Origin of the sequence: Halosolutus gelatinilyticus (genome assembly GCF_023028105.1) — an archaeon.
Taxonomy (GTDB): domain Archaea; phylum Halobacteriota; class Halobacteria; order Halobacteriales; family Natrialbaceae; genus Halosolutus; species Halosolutus gelatinilyticus.
Genome location: NZ_CP095491.1, coordinates 945,887 through 964,075, shown reverse-complemented (window position 1 = coordinate 964,075; position 18,189 = coordinate 945,887). Strand labels below are relative to the sequence as shown.

At 66.1% G+C, this 18,189-nt stretch carries 22 protein-coding genes; 13 read left to right on the top strand and 9 right to left on the bottom strand.

The genetic code is table 11. From position 1 onward, the window contains the following. The first annotated feature begins 154 nt into the window (after positions 1 to 154). Together MUH00_RS04905 and MUH00_RS04900 are read left to right on the top strand one after the other, a co-directional pair. A complete protein-coding gene (locus tag MUH00_RS04905; RefSeq protein WP_247002647.1) occupies positions 155 to 1,147 on the top strand; it encodes an MBL fold metallo-hydrolase in 993 nt (330 codons plus the stop codon). 164 nt (positions 1,148 to 1,311) lie between these two features. Beyond that, a complete protein-coding gene (locus tag MUH00_RS04900; protein WP_247004081.1) occupies positions 1,312 to 1,770 on the top strand; it encodes a Tfx family DNA-binding protein in 459 nt (152 codons plus the stop codon). Between the two features lie 17 nt (positions 1,771 to 1,787). On the opposite strand, the gene MUH00_RS04895 is transcribed toward MUH00_RS04900, so the two are convergent. Further along, the gene (locus MUH00_RS04895) at positions 1,788 to 2,084 is read right to left on the bottom strand and encodes a hypothetical protein (RefSeq protein ID WP_247002646.1); all 297 of its coding nucleotides are present in this window, start codon (positions 2,082 to 2,084) and stop codon (positions 1,788 to 1,790) included. Between the two features lie 232 nt (positions 2,085 to 2,316). Here MUH00_RS04895 and MUH00_RS04890 point away from each other — a divergent pair, with 232 nt between their 5' ends. The 3 genes from MUH00_RS04890 (at position 2,317) to MUH00_RS04880 (ending at position 4,649) form a co-directional block, all read left to right on the top strand. Then, positions 2,317 to 3,384 carry a flavin-containing monooxygenase gene (locus MUH00_RS04890; RefSeq protein WP_247002645.1) on the top strand — a complete coding sequence of 356 codons (1,068 nt, stop codon included), beginning with the start codon at positions 2,317 to 2,319 and terminating at the stop codon, positions 3,382 to 3,384. Between the two features lie 189 nt (positions 3,385 to 3,573). Next, positions 3,574 to 4,359 (top strand): SDR family oxidoreductase, encoded by a 786-nt coding sequence (locus tag MUH00_RS04885; protein ID WP_247002644.1) that lies wholly within the window; start codon positions 3,574 to 3,576, stop codon positions 4,357 to 4,359. 74 nt (positions 4,360 to 4,433) lie between these two features. Continuing rightward, positions 4,434 to 4,649 (top strand): hypothetical protein, encoded by a 216-nt coding sequence (locus MUH00_RS04880; RefSeq protein WP_247002643.1) that lies wholly within the window; start codon positions 4,434 to 4,436, stop codon positions 4,647 to 4,649. A 1-nt stretch (position 4,650) separates the two neighbouring features. Here the strand turns inward: MUH00_RS04880 and MUH00_RS04875 are convergent, their stop codons facing one another. Continuing rightward, complete coding sequence (locus MUH00_RS04875) at positions 4,651 to 5,535, bottom strand: HesA/MoeB/ThiF family protein (protein WP_247002642.1); 885 nt, start codon at positions 5,533 to 5,535, stop codon at positions 4,651 to 4,653. A 163-nt stretch (positions 5,536 to 5,698) separates the two neighbouring features. Here MUH00_RS04875 and MUH00_RS04870 point away from each other — a divergent pair, with 163 nt between their 5' ends. The 4 genes from MUH00_RS04870 to MUH00_RS04855 all read left to right on the top strand — a co-directional run bounded on the left by MUH00_RS04870 (position 5,699) and on the right by MUH00_RS04855 (position 9,263). After that, entirely contained in the window at positions 5,699 to 5,884 is a 186-nt protein-coding gene (locus tag MUH00_RS04870; RefSeq protein ID WP_247002641.1) for an HVO_0416 family zinc finger protein, read from the top strand. A 147-nt stretch (positions 5,885 to 6,031) separates the two neighbouring features. After that, the gene (locus MUH00_RS04865; protein WP_247002640.1) at positions 6,032 to 6,190 is read left to right on the top strand and encodes a DUF7563 family protein; all 159 of its coding nucleotides are present in this window, start codon (positions 6,032 to 6,034) and stop codon (positions 6,188 to 6,190) included. 113 nt (positions 6,191 to 6,303) lie between these two features. Beyond that, positions 6,304 to 8,172 carry a UvrD-helicase domain-containing protein gene (locus tag MUH00_RS04860; RefSeq protein ID WP_247002639.1) on the top strand — a complete coding sequence of 623 codons (1,869 nt, stop codon included), beginning with the start codon at positions 6,304 to 6,306 and terminating at the stop codon, positions 8,170 to 8,172. Further along, entirely contained in the window at positions 8,169 to 9,263 is a 1,095-nt protein-coding gene (locus tag MUH00_RS04855) for a M24 family metallopeptidase (RefSeq protein ID WP_247002638.1), read from the top strand. Before MUH00_RS04860 ends, MUH00_RS04855 begins: the two co-directional genes overlap by 4 nt. 43 nt (positions 9,264 to 9,306) lie before the next feature. Here MUH00_RS04855 and MUH00_RS04850 read toward each other — a convergent pair whose 3' ends face one another. Next, positions 9,307 to 9,516: a DUF8066 domain-containing protein gene (locus MUH00_RS04850; protein WP_247002637.1), complete on the bottom strand. Its 210-nt coding sequence runs from the start codon at positions 9,514 to 9,516 to the stop codon at positions 9,307 to 9,309. Positions 9,517 to 9,666: 150 nt separating this feature from the next. Then, a complete protein-coding gene (locus tag MUH00_RS04845) occupies positions 9,667 to 9,921 on the bottom strand; it encodes a DUF7533 family protein (protein WP_247002636.1) in 255 nt (84 codons plus the stop codon). A 132-nt stretch (positions 9,922 to 10,053) separates the two neighbouring features. On the opposite strand from MUH00_RS04845, the gene MUH00_RS04840 reads away from it, so the two are divergent. After that, on the top strand, positions 10,054 to 10,659 hold the full coding sequence (locus MUH00_RS04840) for a riboflavin synthase (RefSeq protein WP_247002635.1): 606 nt from the start codon (positions 10,054 to 10,056) through the stop codon (positions 10,657 to 10,659). Between the two features lie 53 nt (positions 10,660 to 10,712). Here MUH00_RS04840 and MUH00_RS04835 read toward each other — a convergent pair whose 3' ends face one another. Together MUH00_RS04835 and MUH00_RS04830 are read right to left on the bottom strand one after the other, a co-directional pair. Next, positions 10,713 to 12,338: a midas domain-containing protein gene (locus MUH00_RS04835; RefSeq protein WP_247002634.1), complete on the bottom strand. Its 1,626-nt coding sequence runs from the start codon at positions 12,336 to 12,338 to the stop codon at positions 10,713 to 10,715. A 102-nt stretch (positions 12,339 to 12,440) separates the two neighbouring features. After that, positions 12,441 to 13,448 carry a PrsW family intramembrane metalloprotease gene (locus MUH00_RS04830; RefSeq protein WP_247002633.1) on the bottom strand — a complete coding sequence of 336 codons (1,008 nt, stop codon included), beginning with the start codon at positions 13,446 to 13,448 and terminating at the stop codon, positions 12,441 to 12,443. 121 nt (positions 13,449 to 13,569) lie between these two features. Between MUH00_RS04830 and MUH00_RS04825 the strand changes: the two genes are divergently transcribed. The 3 genes from MUH00_RS04825 to MUH00_RS04815 all read left to right on the top strand — a co-directional run bounded on the left by MUH00_RS04825 (position 13,570) and on the right by MUH00_RS04815 (position 15,703). Then, positions 13,570 to 13,728: a hypothetical protein gene (locus MUH00_RS04825; RefSeq protein ID WP_247002632.1), complete on the top strand. Its 159-nt coding sequence runs from the start codon at positions 13,570 to 13,572 to the stop codon at positions 13,726 to 13,728. Positions 13,729 to 13,830: 102 nt separating this feature from the next. After that, positions 13,831 to 14,208, top strand: coding sequence for a DUF7532 family protein (locus MUH00_RS04820; RefSeq protein ID WP_247002631.1), 378 nt, complete (start codon positions 13,831 to 13,833; stop codon positions 14,206 to 14,208). A gap of 43 nt (positions 14,209 to 14,251) precedes the next feature. Then, positions 14,252 to 15,703, top strand: coding sequence for a ribonuclease FAU-1 family protein (locus MUH00_RS04815; RefSeq protein ID WP_247002630.1), 1,452 nt, complete (start codon positions 14,252 to 14,254; stop codon positions 15,701 to 15,703). Positions 15,704 to 15,801: 98 nt separating this feature from the next. On the opposite strand, the gene MUH00_RS04810 is transcribed toward MUH00_RS04815, so the two are convergent. From MUH00_RS04810 to MUH00_RS04800, 3 genes are all read right to left on the bottom strand, one after another. Further along, on the bottom strand, positions 15,802 to 16,260 hold the full coding sequence (locus MUH00_RS04810; RefSeq protein WP_247002629.1) for an NUDIX hydrolase: 459 nt from the start codon (positions 16,258 to 16,260) through the stop codon (positions 15,802 to 15,804). Positions 16,261 to 16,367: 107 nt separating this feature from the next. Further along, positions 16,368 to 17,354, bottom strand: a complete 987-nt coding sequence (locus tag MUH00_RS04805) for a bile acid:sodium symporter family protein (protein WP_247002628.1) — start codon at positions 17,352 to 17,354, stop codon at positions 16,368 to 16,370. A gap of 170 nt (positions 17,355 to 17,524) precedes the next feature. Beyond that, complete coding sequence (locus MUH00_RS04800; RefSeq protein ID WP_247002627.1) at positions 17,525 to 18,184, bottom strand: helix-turn-helix domain-containing protein; 660 nt, start codon at positions 18,182 to 18,184, stop codon at positions 17,525 to 17,527. Positions 18,185 to 18,189: the final 5 nt, after the last annotated feature.

The window sequence follows — 18,189 nt, the reverse complement described above, 5'->3', positions numbered from 1 at the left end:
ACCGCGACCGTCACTGCCGGAATCCAGTCGAGGTCTGGGAGTCGGCGAGTTTCGGGGGTTCTTGGTGTTTTTCTCGCTCTGGACCGATCGAGGCGCTATTCGAACGCGACGCTGAACGCACAAGGATTTTCTCGGTGCCCGCGCCACGGGCGGTATGGAACGGATTCCGCTGTCGAATGCCGCGTTCGAGGGCGACAATAATGCGTACCTCTTCTCGGACGGCGAGGAGACGGTGCTGATCGACACCGGCGACTGGACGGCGACGACGCGCGAGCAACTCGAAGCCGCGTTCGCGGAACGCAGGTTCGCCTTCGCCGACGTCGATCGGATCTTTCTCACGCACTGGCACCACGATCACGCCGGACTGGCCGGCGAGATCCAGGCCGAAAGCGGGGCCGAGGTCCACGTCCACGAGCGGGACGCGCCGCTCGTCGCCGGCGACGAGGACGCGTGGGCCGACCTCCGCGAGTTACACGAGTCGTACTTCGAGCGGTGGGGGATCCCCGAGGACGGACGGGCGATTCTCAGAGAGCGGCAGGTCGACGCCGAGGCGACGGGCGCGCTTCCGACCGTAACGCCGATCGAGGACGGCGAGACGTTTTCGGTCGCGGGTCACGATCTACGGGTGGTCCACGCCCCCGGCCACGCGGCCGGTCTCTGCATCTTCGAAACCGAACTCGACGGGCAATCGGCGGCGTTCACCGGCGACGCCCTGCTCCCGGTGTACACGCCGAACGTCGGTGGCGCCGACGTCCGGGTCGACAATCCGCTGGTGAAGTATCTCCGCACCCTCCAGGGGATCGTCGACGCGGACTACCGCCGGGCGTGGCCTGGCCACCGGGACCCGATCGACGATCCGGCCGATCGGGCCGCGTACATCATCGACCACCACGAGGAACGGGCCTATCGCGTGCTCGCGGCGCTCGATCGACTCGGGCCCTGCGACACCTGGACCGTCAGCGCCGATCTGTTCGGCGATCTCGACGGGATCCACATCCTCCACGGCCCCGGCGAGTCCTACGCCCACCTGGAGCACCTCGAACGGGCCGGCACCGTCGTCCGCGAGGGTGACGAGTATCGACTCGCCGACGGCGTGAGCGACGGACTGGCGGCGCTGGGCGACGACCGCTGGGAGCTGGAGTACTGAACGGACTCTCGCCGTCCCCGAGACCTGAGACCTCAACGCCGGAAAGCGCCGTTCGACGATCGCTCGCCTCGGCCGGCGCTCGGATTCGGCGGACCGTGGAAGCTATCACGTCGGCGTCGTGTAGAATGACGCATGAGCGTGCGAGGTTCCCGGAGGCGATCGCCGTGATCGAGGAGGTCGAGGCGTTGCTCGACGACATCGGGTTCGATCCCGAAACGAGCGCGTTGACCCACCGACAGGCCCAAGTGCTCGCCCTCCGCGAGCGCGACGTCTCGCAGGCTGAGATCGCCGCGGAGCTGGGGACCTCGCGCGCGAACGTCTCCTCGATCGAGGCCAGCGCGCGCGAGAACCTGGCGAAAGCGAAGGAGACGGTCGCCTTCGCGGAGGCGCTCCGCGCGCCGGTTCGCGTTCGCGTGCCTGCGGGAACCGATCTCTACGACGTGCCGCAGATGGTGTACGAGGCCTGCGACGAGGCCGGCGTCAAGGTCGATCACACCGCGCCGGACCTGATGAAGGTGGTCAGCGACGCCGCCGGGAACGCCGTCTCCGGACGGCAGGTCGCGAAACCGCTGATCGTCGGCGTCACCTCCGAGGGAATGGTTCGGGTTCGTCGGCAGGAGTGAGTCCCAGCGGAAGATTTTCATACCCGCACCATATCCGGCCCGTCCGACGGTTGAAACGCTTTTATCACCCTGTACTGCCGGTTCTCGTCGGTGTCAAGGTGCTCGATCTCGCATCTCGGCGGCGGATCGCCCGCGAAGTCGACGACGAGGCGATAGTGACGAAGCGTCGGCGCGGTGAGCACCAGTTCGTCAGTCTCCTTGCGCGTTATCTGCATCGTCACGACGAGCGCGTCCTCCGTCTCCGCTTCGATCGAACCATCTCGTACTGACAGTTCGTCGCGGGAGTCGCCGTTCGCGAGACAGCCGTGGATCACGACCCGATCGGTGCGGCTCTGTTGAGCCCCGTAATAAGTGATAAGCTCGCCGCCCTTGGCGGTAAGTACACCCTCAACGCTGAACGATTGCTGACTTGCTTCGTGGCCGATACGCGCTCCGTATTCAGCACGACTGGTGAGTCCTATCACCGGCTGAGGATTTCAACAAGGCCGGATTTGAGCCACCCAAGTAATACATAAAACTGCTCCATTAGGATGAGTAAGACTGTATATGACTAGTAGATCTCAACTGCATTTCGATACCGTCGTGATTGGCGGCGGTCAAGCTGGTCTATCCATAGGGTACTATTTGGAGGAGCAGGATCGTGACTTCCTCATTCTGGACGCCAGTGATTGTATCGGAGATACGTGGCGCAATCGGTGGGATTCGTTGCGTCTGTTCACCTTGGCCCGGAATAGCAGTTTACCGGGGATGTCGTTCCCCGCATCCGACGACTACTTCCCGACCAAGGACGAGATGGCCGACTACTTACAGACGTACGCTACCGAACTCACCCTCCCAATACGTCTCAATACGCGAGTTAAGGCGCTCATTCGGAACAACGATTACTACGTGCTACAAACCGAATCAAACCGGTTGACTGCAACCAACGTTGTCGTGGCAACAGGTCCGTTCCAACGTCCGTATATTCCCAAATTCGCTGACGAGCTCACCCCGTCAATTACTCAGCTCCACTCAAGTGACTATCAGAATCCTGCCCAGCTTCCTGCTGGTAGTGTCCTCGTCGTCGGTGCCGGGAATTCGGGGGCTGAAATCGCTGTTGAGCTAACTGGTGATGGGCGTAGCACGTGGCTGTCAGGTCGTGATACCGGTCATATCCCTTGTTGGTTATTCAACTCGCGACTCTTCTGGTGGCTATCCGGTACTATATTCACAGTTGATACCTGGCTCGGTCGGAAGATAAAAAAGCGCAGTCTGGGACAAGGAGATCCACTGATTCGTCTTACGCCAGCAGACATCCGCCAAAGTGGTGTCGAACGGGTGGCTCGGACAGAGGGGATGACAGACGGTAAGCCACGTCTTGAAGACGGTCAGGTCCTTGACGTGGATGTCGTGGTCTGGGCAACGGGATTCCGGCCCGGATTCGAGTGGATCGATCTCCCGGGACTAACTCTCGACGAGAACGGGTATCCAATTCACGAGAAGGGTGTGGTAACTGAGGAACCGGGGCTGTACTTCCTTGGTCTCCCCTTCCAGCGAACACCCGTTTCTGCTACCATCCGTGGTGTGGGTCCCGACGCCGAATATATCGCCTTACGACTGAACGCTCACCACTGAATCAGCATCCAAGAGTTGTAATATCTTGAGGGGTTCAACAAAGCCATCGGTGCTTGTGCTCGATCGCCTCCACTTCTCAGTCGACACAAACTGAATGTCCGCCTCGGGAGCCGCTGATCGTCGTAGGAACGATCGCTTCGCCGACTTCGATCCCCGAGAGATTTGTATCCCGCCTTCCTCGAACCCAGTATGGATCTCGAACTCGACGGGAACAGTGCGCTGGTGACCGCGTCTTCGAGCGGTCTCGGCTTCGCGAGCGCGCAGGCGATCGCCGAGGAGGGCGCGAACGTGGCGATCTGCGGGCGCGACGCCGATCGGCTCGACGCGGCGCGCGAGGATCTCGAAGAAACGGCGGAAGGAGACGTGCTCGCCGTCCAGACGGATCTCACCGATCCCGACGACGTCTCGCACCTCGTGAACGAGACGGTCGACGCCTTCGGCGGCCTCGATCACGTCGTCACCTCCTCGGGAGGGCCGCCGAGCACGACGTTCCTCGAGACCGACGAACAGGACTGGTACCAGTCCTACGATCTGCTGGTGATGAGCGTCGTCTGGACGATCGAGGAGGCCCACCCGCACCTGCTCGACTCCGAGTACGGGACGATCACCTGCATCACGTCCCGAACGGTCCGAGAAGTAGCGGACGGACTCCTGCTCTCGAACGCCGTCCGTCGCGGCGTGATCGGCCTCGTGAAGACGATCTCCCGCGAGTTCGCGCCGGAGATCCGGGCCAACGCGGTGCTGCCGGGGACGATCGAGACCGCGCGCATCGAGGAACTCGTCGAGGCTCGCGTCGAACGCGGCACGTATGATGATTACGAGGAGGGACTGGCCGACATGGCGAGCGAGATTCCGATGGACCGCATCGGCGATCCGCGCGAGCTCGGCGAGGTGGTCGCCTTCCTCTCGAGCCCGCGCGCCAGTTTCGTCAACGGCGTCGAGGTGCCGATCGACGGCGGCCTGCTGCGGAGCTAGCCGTTTCGGGAGCGGTCCCGTCGCTCGCGGGTAGTCTCGTCGTCTCGAACGCGGGACTAAATGTCCGCCGAGAGATGCCAAACGTATGGCCGGATCGCTCTGGGTTCGGCGCTGTCGTCGCCGGCTACAACGCGTTTGGAAACACGGTGGGTGCGATGGAGGCGCTCGCGTTCGGCGTCGTGCTCGCGGCGCTGGCGGTCGTCGCCGTCGCGTTCGCCAGGTGGCTGATCCTGCCGCTCGACGCGTTCGGCGGGTGGTACCACGAGCGGACGAAACATGACCGCGGGTGAATCAATCCGCCGACAGCGAACAGGTTCCTTCGTAGGTCGCATCGTCGACGGACTCGATTTCAGGGTCGTCGCCGCAGACCGGACACGCCGGGTTCGATTGGACCGGAACGGTCTCGAAGGTCATGTCCATCGCGTCGTACATCAGGAGCCGTCCTTCGAGCAACTCGCCCTTACCGAGCAGGTACTTCACCACCTCGGTGGCCTGAATGCAGCCCACGGTTCCGGGAAGGACGCCGAGGACGCCCGTGGTGGCGCAGTCGGGGACGGTGCCGGGTTCGGGCGCTTCGGGGAAGACGCACCGGTAGCAGGGCGGGGCGGGCCCACTTCGACCGGTCCCTTCGCGCGAGTCGTCGCTATCCTCATCCGCGCCCTCGCCTCGATCGTTCGTGAACGTCGTGACCTGCCCTTCGAAGCGGTAAATCGCACCGTGGGAGAGCGGCGTCCCGGTGAGCACGCAGTGGTCGTTGAGCAGGTACCGGGTGCCGAAGTTGTCGCTGGCGTCGAGGACGACGTCGTAGTCGTCGACCAGATCGCCGACGTTCTCGGCGGTGAGGCGCGTCTCGTAGGTCTCGACGTCGATGTCGGGATTGAGCCCGGCCGCGTAGTCGGCCGCGCTCTCGACCTTGGGACGGCCGACGTCGTTGTCGCCGTGGACGATCTGTCGCTGGAGGTTCGATCGTTCGACGTCGTCGTCGTCGACGATTCCGAGTCGGCCGACGCCGGCCGCCGCGAGATACTGAATCGCCGGCGATCCCAGCCCGCCCGCGCCAACGACGAGGACGCTCCCGTCGAGCAGCCGCTTCTGTCCCTCGGGACCGATCTCGTCCATGATCACGTGTCTCGAGTAGCGATCGAGTTGGGTCGCGTCGAGGCGCAGGTCGCTCATGCGCGCACGTACGCACGAGACGAGCAAAAAGTCCGCGGGTCACCCGCTCTGTGGGCAGTCGCCGTCCGGATCGACGGCTCGAGTTCGTGACCTGTTCGAAATCATTAGGCAGGATCTATGGCCAACCCAACCATTTAATAGTGTGGTGTGCTTTCACACACCTATGGCAACCTCACCCAACGATGCCGGTGACGATGTCCTCGATCAATTCCTCGCGGATCGCGGTCACACGGTAGAGCGAGTCGGGTGGGAGCACGAGTATAACAAGAAGCAGTGCCCCGAGTGCGGCGGACTTCACGACACGTCCGCCACGTCGTGTACCGTCTGCGGGTGGGAACCAACGCGGTAACCGCGGCTCATCGCTTCTCTCGGTTCGTCGATCCAGCCGCCTCCGGAGCGCGGTGACTGCGTCGTGGCGCTCTGAAACGGTTTTTAATTCCTTACTAGACGATACAATTATAACGTATTTGTTCCCAACGTAGTACTGACGATACCAATGCCCGAATGTCAAAATTGCGGGTCGTTCGTGACCCGCGCCTATGCACGCGTCTTCACGCCGCGTGGCGTCGACGATCCCCGCGTCTGTCCGGATTGCGAAGACAAGATCCGCGACGGGGCCGACGTGCGAACCGCCCGCTCGCCGCGCAACCCCTGATCGACGGTCGATCGACCTCCGGCCGCTCGCGATCGCGAACGACGATCGGCCGACGCGTTTCTATCGGACCGAACCCACGTGACTTATGGGCGTTGCGGCCCTGAACAGGTACAATGGCTACTACGGAGACGAAGGTGACCCGGTTGTTCGGTGGTCCGGGCAGCGGGAAGACGACCGCGTTGCTCGACCACGTCGAAGAGATCCTCGAACAAGAGGGCGTTACGTTCCGGGATATCCTCGTCGTCTCGTACACGCGAGCGGCAGCCCAGGAGGTTCGCGAACGACTGGCCGAGCGACTCGACGAGAGTCCGCGTGCGCTGCAGGGGAACGTCTGTACGATGCACGCGAAGGCGTACGAACTCCTCGATCTCTCTCGGGGCGACGTCATCGGCGAAAAGGACAAAGAGGAGTTCTGCGAGGAGTACGGGCTCGAGTTCGAAGACGAGTACAGCGGCGCCGGCCGTCGAACCGCCCGATCGACGACGATCGGAAACAAGATTATCGCCACGAGTCAGTGGCTCCAGCGGACGAACCGCGACGTCGCGGACTGGTACGACGTCCCCTTCCAGTGGGACGAAGAGGAAGTCCGACTCCCGCCCGAGATCGACCCCAACGCGCAGGAGGGCAACAAGTATACGCCGACCTGGCCCAGCGACGACGACCGCATCGACGTTCCCGAGGCGATCCGCGGCTGGCGCACCTACAAGGGCGAGCAGGGCAAGATCGGCTTCGCGGACATGTTAGAGCGCGTCAAGCAGCGATCGCTGCTTCCGAGCGTCGACTACCTCGTGATCGACGAGTTCCAGGACATCACGACGCTGCAGTACGACGTCTACGAGGAGTGGAAACCCCACATGAAGAGGGTCCTGATCGCCGGCGACGACGACCAGGTCGTCTACTCCTGGCAGGGCGCCGATCCCGCGCTCCTGCTCGACGAGGAGGTCGACGAGGACATCATCCTCCCCAACTCCTATCGGCTACCGTCGAACGTCCTCAACGCGGTCAACAAGGAGATCCGCCACATCGAACACCGCCAGGACAAGGACCTCAAACCGCGCAAGGAAGGCGGTGCTGTCGAGGCCCGCGCGAACGCGTCGATGCTCGACGTCGTTCGCATGGTTCGACGCGCCCTCGTCGAGGACGACGGAACCATCATGGTGCTGTTCCGTGCCCGCTACCAGATGTTCCAGTTCATCGACGAGTTCATCACCGAGGGCGTCCCCTTCACGTCGCTGACCGACCAGCGGATGTGGACCGATCGGCTCACCCAGTACGTCCGCGCGGTCGAGGCCATCGATCGCGGCGCCGACATCGACGGCCTGCAGGCCCGGCGTCTCGCGGACATGCTCCAGGAGTCGGCGTTCGGGACGAACGAGCGCGACGAGTTCTTCGACGCCATCGACGAGCTCCAGGAAGAAGCCGGCGTCGAGGATCTCGAGGAGTTGACCGTGCCGGCCGAGGTCGTCCAGGACCACGTCCCGTTCATGCCCGGTCCCGCCTCGGCCTCGGACATGCTCCGCAAGGTGACCAACTTCCAGAAGAAAAGCGTCCGATCGTACTTCGCGATCGGCGAGTACAGCGGCATGGACACCGACCGCGTCCGCGTCGGGACGATCCACTCCGCGAAGGGTCGCGAGGCCGATCACGTCTTCGTCGCGACCGACCTCACCGAGAAGGTCGTCGAGCAGATGGTTGCGACGGTGGACGACCCCGAGGCTATCCCGGGCTGCGAGGAGTTCACCAAGACCACCTCCCCCGTTCCCGTCCTCACGGACAACGAGCGCCGGGTCTTCTACGTCGGGATGTCCCGCGCCCGCGAACGACTCGTCCTCCTCGAGAACCTCGTCGACGGCGCGCCGACGCTCACGATCGACGTCCTGCTTCGAAACCGGCTGACCGATCGGTCCCTGGAGGACCTGATCGAGGAGGCACAGCAACCCGCGGACGCGGCGGCCGACGAGGTCGAAGCCGAAGCGCCGTGACCGGCCGCGACGGAACGCCGCTCGCGGAAGCGCTGGCGGCGGCGCTCGAATCCCGCGGCGCGGTCGCGTTCGCCCACGCCGGTCCCGATCGCGATCCCGCGATCCGGTACTGTCGATCGGCCGCCGCCGGTTCGCGATCGTTCACCGACGGTTCGGCGTCCCGAGCCGCTGATACCCGCGCGATCGCGTTCGACGGTGCCGAGTGGTACGCAGTTTCGAGCGACCGCGCGTCGGGCCATCCGGCCGACGACCTGGCCGCGAAACTGGCCGAGCGGGTCGGAACGGGGACCGTCCTCACGCCGGCCCGGATCCCGCACGACGCGGCGCTCTACCTCGAACGGGCGGGCTTTTCGCTCGCCTCGACGGACGCCGTCGAGCGCGCGCGATCGAAAAAGATGAGCGACGAGCGCGCTCGAATCGAGGCGGCCCAGTCGGCCGCGGCGGCCGGACTTCGGCGGGGCGGGGCACTGCTCGCCGACGCGACGGTCGAGGACGGCCGGCTCGTGGCCGCCGGACGAGCGGTGACGGCCGACCGGCTGCGACGGACGATCGACGAGGCGATCGTCGCGGCGGGCGGCTTTCCGGACCGAAACACGGCGGTTACGCTCCCGGATCGCGGCGCGGGGCTTCGACCCGGAGAGCCGATCGTCGTCGCCGTCGCACCTCGCGAGTCGACGGGCTACTACGGCGGCCTCGTCCGGACCCTCGTCGTCGACAGCGAGGGCGGCGAGGAGCGACGGGCGCACGTCGGCGTCACGCAGGCGTTCCGCTCGGCGCGGGCGATGCTCACGGCCGACGCCCACTCCGTGACCGCGGTCGAGGCGGATCTCGAAGCCGAAATCCGCGGCTTCGGGTTCGGCGAGCGTCCGATCGAGACGCGAGTGGCGGGCGTCGGCCTCGAATCCGCCGAGCGACCCCGTGATGGGGGCGACCGGATCGAATCCCGATCGGTAGTTCGAATCGAGGCCGCCGTCGAGTTCGCGCCCGACCGCTGGATCCGACTCGCGGACCTGCTCGCGAGGGCTGACGCCGGGGTCGAGTGGCTCGCGGCACCGTCGCGATCGATCGCGCCGTCGGCGTATCCGGAATAGGGTCGGGAGACGGCCCCGCGGTTCGGAGCCGATCGCTCCGGCGTTACATCCGTTCGGCGATGCGCTCGACGGCGCGGACCAGCCGGTAGAACAGGTGAAGGGTAAACGCCGTCAATCCGACTGAGACGAGAATCACGACGAACGCGATGATGTTCGCCGTCAGGAAGGCCCAGGCGAGACCCAGGGCTAAGAGAACGGAGAGACAGATACCGATCCACGTCGGAAGCGCTTCATGCGTTTGTGTCGCTGCCATGGTTTCGAGAACGCCGGTCGAATTTTTCGACGCGGTCGAGGAGAAAGATTACGCGATCGGCGGCGACGCGTCTCGAACATCGGCGTCGGCACTCGTCTCCCGAATTCGCGGTTCGGAACTCGAATTGCCCGATCGCCGGGGCGAGCCGTTTCACTCGTCCGGTTCGGTGTCGGATTCCGGCTCTTTCACGACGGATCCGAAGAGCCGCTTGGCGACGAGTTCGGGCACGTCGCCCGGCGTGGTGAGCCGCTGCTGGACGACGACGAGCAGAACGGCGAGGACGATTAATGCACCGCCGGTGAACGTCTCACCGCGAACCAGCAGCAGATCGAGACCGGCCAGCGCCGCCGGAAGTGCCAGCACGAGGGTCCCCGCGAGTTTGACCGTGTCGATGATGCCTGCCATTGGACGCCGATAGGACGAGTCTCGTCAAAAGCGCGGCGACTGTCGAACGCGTCACCGGACGGTTATCCATCTCGAAATTGTTACTCGTACCGGATTCGGAACGTCTTTATCCGTCCGCTCGCAGCTACGAGTATGTTCACGGGAATCGTCGAGGAGACCGGCGAAATCGTCGCGCGCGATCGAACCGAGGACGGCCTCCGCCTCCGCATCGGAGCCGACGAGGTCGCGACGAGTCTCGAACGCGGACAGAGCGTCAGCGTCAGCGGTGCGTGCCTCACCGTCGAACGATACGAAGAGGACGCGTGGTTCGAGGTCTTCCTCGCGAGCGAGACCGTCGATCGGACGTATCTCGGCGAGCTCGCGGCGGGCGACGCGGTGAACCTGGAGCGAGCGATGCCCGCGTCGGGGCGGTTCGACGGCCACGTCGTGCAGGGGCACGTCGACGCGGTCGCGACCGTCGCGGACGTCGAGTCGGTCGAGGAAGACTGGTACTTCGAGTTCGAACTCCCCGCGGGGTACGATCGGTACGTCGTCGAGAAGGGGTCGATCACCCTCGACGGGATCAGTCTCACCGTCGCGAAGCTAGATCAGGAACGCGGCCGCGTCACCGCGGCGATCGTCCCGACGACGTACGACCTGACGACGCTCTCCGAGAAGGAACCCGGCGATCCCGTCCACCTCGAGGTCGACGTGCTCGCGAAGTACGTCGAGCGGTTGCTCGAAGCCCACCTCGAATGAGCGAGCGATCGACCGCCGGCACCCGCTCGGGTCGATCGGATCGGGGTCGCTCATCAGTCGCGATCGAGCTGCTGCTGGTACCGTTCGAGCAGATCGATCTGCCGCTCGAAGAGGTCCGCGATGCGATCGTCCCCGCGGTCCAGCCGTTCGTTCACCCGGTCTTGTAGCTCTCGAATGTGCTCGCGCCGTTCCTCGAGCGTCCGCGAGCGGCGCTCGCCGTTCGGTTCCGACTCGGCGGCTTCGAGGGATTGGCGTTCCTCCCGAGTGTCGTCCGCGGGCGTCGTCATCGCGGCGACCGTCTCGAAGTAGTTTCGCGTTGTCGCCGATGTGAGTTCGAGCGTTCGACGCTGGACCTGCAGCGGTCCCTCGATCGCCGCCCGCATCGCGGTCCGCTGGGCGGCGAACGCGGCATCGACGGGCGATGATCGGCCGCCCCGTTCGGACGACCGGCTCGACGATCGGCCGCGGTCGGATTCCGATCGGCCTTCGCCGTCCGCAGTCGACGTGCTCTCGTCCGGACCCGACCGGCGGGCCGCCGTTTCGGTCCCCGACTCGAGATCGGCTCCCGGGCCGGCGAGCGTCTCCGGATCGATCTCCAGTTTCGACTCTGAATCGGGTTCCGCGGCCGAAACGGCGTCGACGCCGGGATCGATCTTCGCCGCCGGTTCTTCGTTTCCGCCGCGTTCGGCCGCCAACTCCATCGTCTTCGAGGCGTCCGATTCGTCTGCCTCCGCCTCCGCGACCGACTCGAGATCGGCGCCGCGGTCCAGCGCGTCGGCCAGATCCATCGATTCGATGTCGTTCGCGTCGTCGCCCGCCTCGGCGCCGGGGTCGTCGACCGCGGCTTCGACGTCGACGCCCCGGCTCACATCGTCCGTCAGGTCCCGATCGCCGCTCGCGGCCGCGCGGTCGGACTCCCGATCGTCGTCCGAGCCGCCGACGTCCTCGAGCGAGTCGGCGTCGATCCCGATGTTCAGTTCGTCGGCGAGGTTCAGCTCTTCGGGTTCGCTGGTCTCCGACGCCTCCGACACTTTCACGTCGTCAGTGGCGTCCGGGACGGCCGTCGAATCGCGCTCGCCGCCGCCCGGACCGCTCCCCGCGGAATCGATCGCCGGCTCGCCGATCGGTTCGGGTTCCTCGGCCGCGGTCGTCGCCTCGGCGGCGTCGAACGGTTCGAACTCGTCGGCTTCGTCGGGGTCAGCGCCATCGGACTCGTCCGCGTCGGAGTCTCCGGATCGATCCGCGTCTCGCTCGTCGAGGTCGCTCGTCCCCGCGGGATCGGCCGGCGACGGCTCCGCGTCGGCCGTTTCGCTCGTCGATTCGACGACCGTCGGTCCCTCGGCCTCGCGTTTGTTCCGCGGATCGGGATCGTCGCTTTCCACGTCCGCAGTCGAGTCCGGGGACGCGTCCGTCGACGCGTCGGTTTCTATCATCGATTCCGCCCGGAGGCGGACGGCCTGGCTCGATATTTCGTCGACGGCGTCCGCGTGAATCGTAATGGTGTCCTCATGGGTACCGCTCCAGCCCAAGGCGGCCCTGGTCGAATCCATCACGTCTGATCGCGGTTCGACCCGGGCGACGTCGGCCTTCCCTTCGATCGCCGTGATAACCCCGATTTCCTCGCCGTTGGCGTTTTCGACCCGCTTCTCGACGTCGCCGCTCGAAAACGTCGCGCACATGAGCGCCACTCCGCCGGTTCGCCGCAAGCCTGTGCTGCCTGCAACCGCGCGCGAGACGGCACAGCGGCCGAAGTCGAACTGCTCGGTTCCCGTACGGCCCGATCAGCGCTGCGAGGGCTCGAATTCGGTCAGTTCCGACTCCGGCGGCTCGCCCGTGTCGTCCCTGGCCGCGCGGTAGGCCCGGCGGTACCGGGCGATTTTCCGGTAGAGATAGTAGCCGATCGCGGCGTCGTAGACGACCACGTAGGCGATGAACGCGAGTCCGGGACCGATCGGGACGGCGCTGGCGATCAGGCCGGGAACGATCCCGACGGTGGTGTTGTACGTCGCGTGGACGAACGACGCCACGAGCAGCCCCTTGACCACGAGCGGACCGGCGTACTCCCGGTTGAACTTCGCCAGGCCGAGGTAGTAGCCCGCGATCGCGGAGTAGATCACGTGGCCGGGGCCGACGAGCGCCCGGACGGTCGCGATGCCGGTCGCGGCGGAGACGATCCCGACCTGCGCCTCCGACACCGTTCCCGCGATGTAGATCGCGTTCTCGATCGCGGCGAATCCCAGTCCGGCGACCGCGCCGTAGACTGCTCCGTCGACCACCGCGTCGAAGGAGTCGCTGCGGTAGGCGTACACGCGAACCGCGAGGAGTTTCACCGTCTCCTCGACCGGACCGACGATCAGGTAGAAAAAGAGGATCGGACCGACGATCGCGATCGGCTGGATATACGGCGCCATCACCGAGTTCACGACCGCGGCGAACGTCGCGAAGAGGACCGCCAGCACGAACGTCGCGACGAGCAGGCGGAGCGGCTCGCTCGTCGTGATGTCGGTGTACCAGATGAAGGCCGCGAGCAACGCCGCCGGGACGATCGAGAGGCCGAAGAACGCGCCGAGCCACGGATCGTCGAGGACGAGCACCGCCGGTTGCACGAGCAGGGCGAGCGTGATCCCGAGCGCCACCGCGAGGACGATCGCGCGAAACCCGTAGCTGATGCCGTTGTAGATCGTGTACGCGAGCAGATCGACGATCGATCTGGGCTCCCACGTCGAGACGTCGTACAGATCGGTCGATCCGTCGCTCGCTCTGTCTACCGGGTCGCGCCTGCGCTGCATGCCGACCGGTACGATGGCCTAACCGGTAAGCGTTCGGCGCGGTCGACCTAGTATGATATTGACTCTCGTGATCTGTATAAGGGGGATGCTTATCCTACCACGGACGCGATAGCCGACAATCATGTACAGCCGAAGCCGCGGAATCCTCTACACCGCACCGCCCACATCGGACGACGCCGACGCGGACGATGTCGAGAACGGCGTCTCCGCGGAGTCGCGAGAGACGACACCGACCGCCGTCGGTTCCTCCGAAACGGCCGAGAGTCCCGCCGACGACTAACGCCGATCGGCCGGTGACGACGGATCGCCAACCGATCGACCGTCGACTGACCGACGCGGCGAACTCGGAATCCACAAAGCCCTCCCGTCCGAACCCGCCCGTATGCACTTCGATCAGCGCACGCAGCAGGCGCTTCGCGACGTCGGTCTCGATACCGACGACCTGCGGGCCGCCTCCGAGGCGATCGTCGAGGCCGTCGCCGAGGACGCGGCGGCGCTCGAGGCCTTTTTCGACGGCCGCGAGACGGTCTACTCCGACATGGACATGGCCCACTCGCGAGACGAGTATCCCGAGCACACGGTTGACTCGCTCGACCTCACCACGCACGCCGACGAGATGCGCGGCTGGCTCCGCTTCGACACGTGGGGCGTCTACGTCGAGGGCGGTCGGATCCTGGGGGACGACATCGTCGAACTGACGCTCGGGCCGACGATCCACGATCGGGTTCGGTTCGCGGCCGATCGGGAGACGCTCCGGTGATCGCCGTGGCGGAAGTCAGTCGCCAATCGACGGAGGGACGAGCGTGACGACCGTTCGCGTCCGCGGCATCTACGCGACCGCAGTGACACAGCGCCTGACCGAGAACGGGCTCGACGTCGTCCAGGCCTCCGAACCGATCCGGGAGCGGTTCGACGACGCCTTCGCGACCGCACCGGCGCTCGTCTCGATCGAGACGACCCGTGACAGGCAGGGTCTCGAGGTCTCCGGCGAATCCGACGCCGTCGCGGCCGTCGTCGACGAACTCGGCTCGATCGCGATCGACGCGTTCGCCTGGGACGCCGACGTTCCCCGGGGCGCGGTGTACGACGCCGAAGTGCTCGACGCCGGCGGTGGCGGCGGCGCGGTCGTCGACCTCGGTGGCGGCCGTCGAGGCTATCTCAAGTACGACGACGTGAACGGCTACGTCGACGGCGGGAACCGGTACCGCGTGCAGGTCCGCGAGCCGACGCCGCCGTGGGACGACGATCGGCCGCGGGTCGTGCCGACGCTCGACGTCGGCGACGGACTCTGCACCCTCTCGCGCGATCGCAGCGGCGTCTCGGCCGCCCTGCGGGGCGAGCGCGCGGACGAACTCGTCGGCATGACCGACCTCCTCTCGGCCGACGTCCCCGACGGGTGGGGCCTACGCTGGCAGCACGGCGCGGCCGACGCGGATCTCGAGGCGATGGGCGACGCACTCGGCCGAGCCGTCGACCGCGTCCGATCGCTCGAAGCCGAACTCGACGGCGCGCCGGACGAACCCGACGACCCGGCCGAGTTGGCGACCCCACAGCGGACCGTCTGGCTCTGGTTCGGCCGCGAGTCGCGATTCGCGCTGGACCGCGTCCGCCGGGCGGTCGAGACGACGATGGCGGGCCACCACCGGACCAAGGCGGCCGATCGGGCCGCGAGCGCCGCCGTGGACTTCGCGGAGGCGATCTGCGGGTCGGCGGGGACCGAATCCGCCGACGGAGGGGCCACCGTCGATGCCGACTTCCCGTTCGACGCCGTCGCCCGCCAGTTCGGCCCCGCGCGAGGCGATCGGCTCGAAATCGACCACGGCAAACCCGACGGTCGATTGATCTCGCTCGGCCGCGGTGAGGTCACGGCGCGGGACGCGGACGGTTCGATGACCGTCGAGCGATCGATGCGCGGCGGCGGCACCTACGACGCGCTCGACGTGCCCAAGGAAGACGGCGACGTCGCCGTGACGAAGTTCCGCGAGGGCCGGTGGTGGTACCCGACGACGTACAAGAGCGCGGACGGCGCCGCCAAGGGAACCTACGTCAACGTCTGCACGCCGGTCGAACTGTTCCCCGACTGCGCCCGGTACGTCGACCTCTACGTCGACGTGATCAAGCGCCCGGACGGGTCGGTCGCGATCGTCGACGAGGATGAACTCGAGGACGCCGTCGCCGACGGACTGGTGGCCGAGGATCTGGCCGAAAAGGCGACGACCGTCGCCGCGGCCGTGAAGCGGGCGCTCTCGAAGTGAGCCGAGGCGCCGTCGACACCCGGCGGTCCGCGAGTTCCCCTCGCGCGTGCGGTCGGGCTATCGTCTTCGGTACGCCGTCGGCGAAGACTGAGCGGGAGTCAGTCGGCGGCCTGCGGGGTATCGCCGGCCCGATCGGCGCTCGGCAGGAGCGAGACGTAGTCGTCGAGATCGAGCGCGAACTGGCGGTCGGTCGTCGGGTCGATCCAGTAGAGTTCGAACTCGGAGCCGTGTTCCTCGCCGCCGTCGGCGACGGTGTGGATCCACCGATCGCGGGGTTCGTGGACCATCGCGTGGAAGAAGTGGCGGACGTATCGTTTGGGCGGCGATCGCCGGCGGGTCCAGACGTCGGTCGAGAGGTGGCGGGTCGCGTTCAACGTCCCGAGGCCGCTCTCCTCCATCACCTCCCGGAACAGCGCGTCCCGCGGTGACTCCCCCGGTTCGAGCGTCCCCTTCGGAATCTGCAAGCCGTCGTGACCCGGGCCCTCGAAGACCAGTAACTCGCCCGAGTTGCGCGTGACGTATGCGCAGGCCTTCTCGACGTACGTTACGTTGGTCATGTTATCGTGTGGCACTCCGTTGCGAGATAAAAGCGTATATGCCGTAGCTCCTTTAGGAAACTTAAGAGTTACCAGGGCTGCAAACGGCGCCGACCCGGTCGAAGCCATCAGTCGGCGCCGGCGGCCGGTTCGGACGCGGCGGCCGGTGCGCCGTCGATTCTGGTAAACAGGGTCGCGAGCGCCGGGCCAGTCACGTTGTGCCAGACGCTGAACAGCGCCGGAATCAACGCGGCGATCGGGTCGAAAAACGCCACGGCGATCGTCACGGCCAGGCCGCTGTTCTGGAGTCCCACCTCGAACGCGCACGCCCGGGCGCGGTCTTCCGGCATTCCCGCGAGCCGCCCGACGCCGTAGCCGGCCCCCAGGCCGAGTCCGTTGTGCAGGACGACGGCGAGGAAGACGACCGCGCTCGCGGCGAGGATGTTCTCGACGTTCAGCCCCACCACCGCCGCGACGATGGCGACGATGGTGATCACGCTGATCGCCGGAAAGATCGACAGCCCCATCTTCGCGACGGCCGGCGCGCGCCTGTCCAGGACGTACCGAAGGACCAGTCCGGCGACGACGGGTACCAGGACGATCTGGACGATCGACTCGGCCATCTCGGCGAACGTGACCGCGATCGACTCGCCGGCCAGCAGGACGGCCCACGCCGGCATCACGATCGGGGCGGCGATCGTCGTCAGCGACGTGATCGTCACCGACAGCGCGACGTCGCCCCGACCGAGGTACGTCATCACGTTCGAGGCGGTGCCGCCCGGCGCCGCGCCAACGAGGATCAAGCCGAGGCCGACCTCCCAGGGAAGCGCGAGCGCGACGACCAGGGCGTACGCGGCCAGGGGCATCACGAGCCACTGGGCCGTCGCACCGATGAAGACATCCCGCGGCCGCTCGACGATCCGCCGGAAGTCGTCGGGCGTCAGCGTCAGGCCCATACCGAGCATGATGACGCCCAGCAGCGGCGAAATGTAGTCGGCGATCGGCGTGAACGCGCCGGGCGCGTAGAGCGCGATCCCGGAGAAGGCCAGCACCCAGACGACGAAGTACTTGCTCGTGACCTGTCCGATCCGTTCCAACTGCGTCGATACCATCATTCGTGTCTCACGTCCCTGCGGAAAGTACACTCAACTGGGGAAGAACACCGTATAATACTGTCTCTACACTCGTGGAGGACGAGTCCCGTCGATGCGCGTCCCCCGAAGCCTCGCGAATGCGCCCCGTCACAATAACCCCGTACGCCAGCCCCGGCGCGGTTGTCTCGTCGTCACTCGCTTCCGACGATCGACCGTAGCAGTTTGGACTCGGCCTTTCGAATGTGTTCGGCGGCCGTACTCGGAGCACAGCCGATCGCGTTCGCGACCTGTTTGTGGCTCGCGCTTCGCGGGAGTTCGTAGTAGCCGAGCGCCAGGGCGGCCTCGATCGCGTCGCGCTGGCGTTCGGAGAGCAGCGAGTCGGCGACGCCGGGCGCCGCCTCGATCCCGCCGATCTCGGTAACCGTCACCGCGATCGGCTCCGGGAGTCCGTCGATCGCGGTCTGAATCTCCGCCGGCGGCCCGACGATCGAGTACGACACCGTCCCGTCCGCGTACTCAACGGGCGGGATCACGAGCGCCGGCGCGCGATCGGCGAGTTCGAACACGTCTCTGAGCGGTTCCGTGGTCGCGTCCCTGATGTAGGCGTAGAAGGCCGCGTCGCCGGCGGGGACGAGTTCGTACGAGCGGACCGGTTCGATCGCCTCGATTCGGCCCCGGAACGCCTTGCGATCCCCCTCGACGTAGTGCATGATCCCGAGTTCCTCCCCGGTGAAGTTCCAGTGCATCGCGGTCGCCCGATCGACGTACGGTGCGTTGACCAGCAGGTCGTACATCGGGTGGATCTCGTCTTCGCGGCCACCCGCATCCAGGGTGAGCCGGACGTGTTTCATATCTG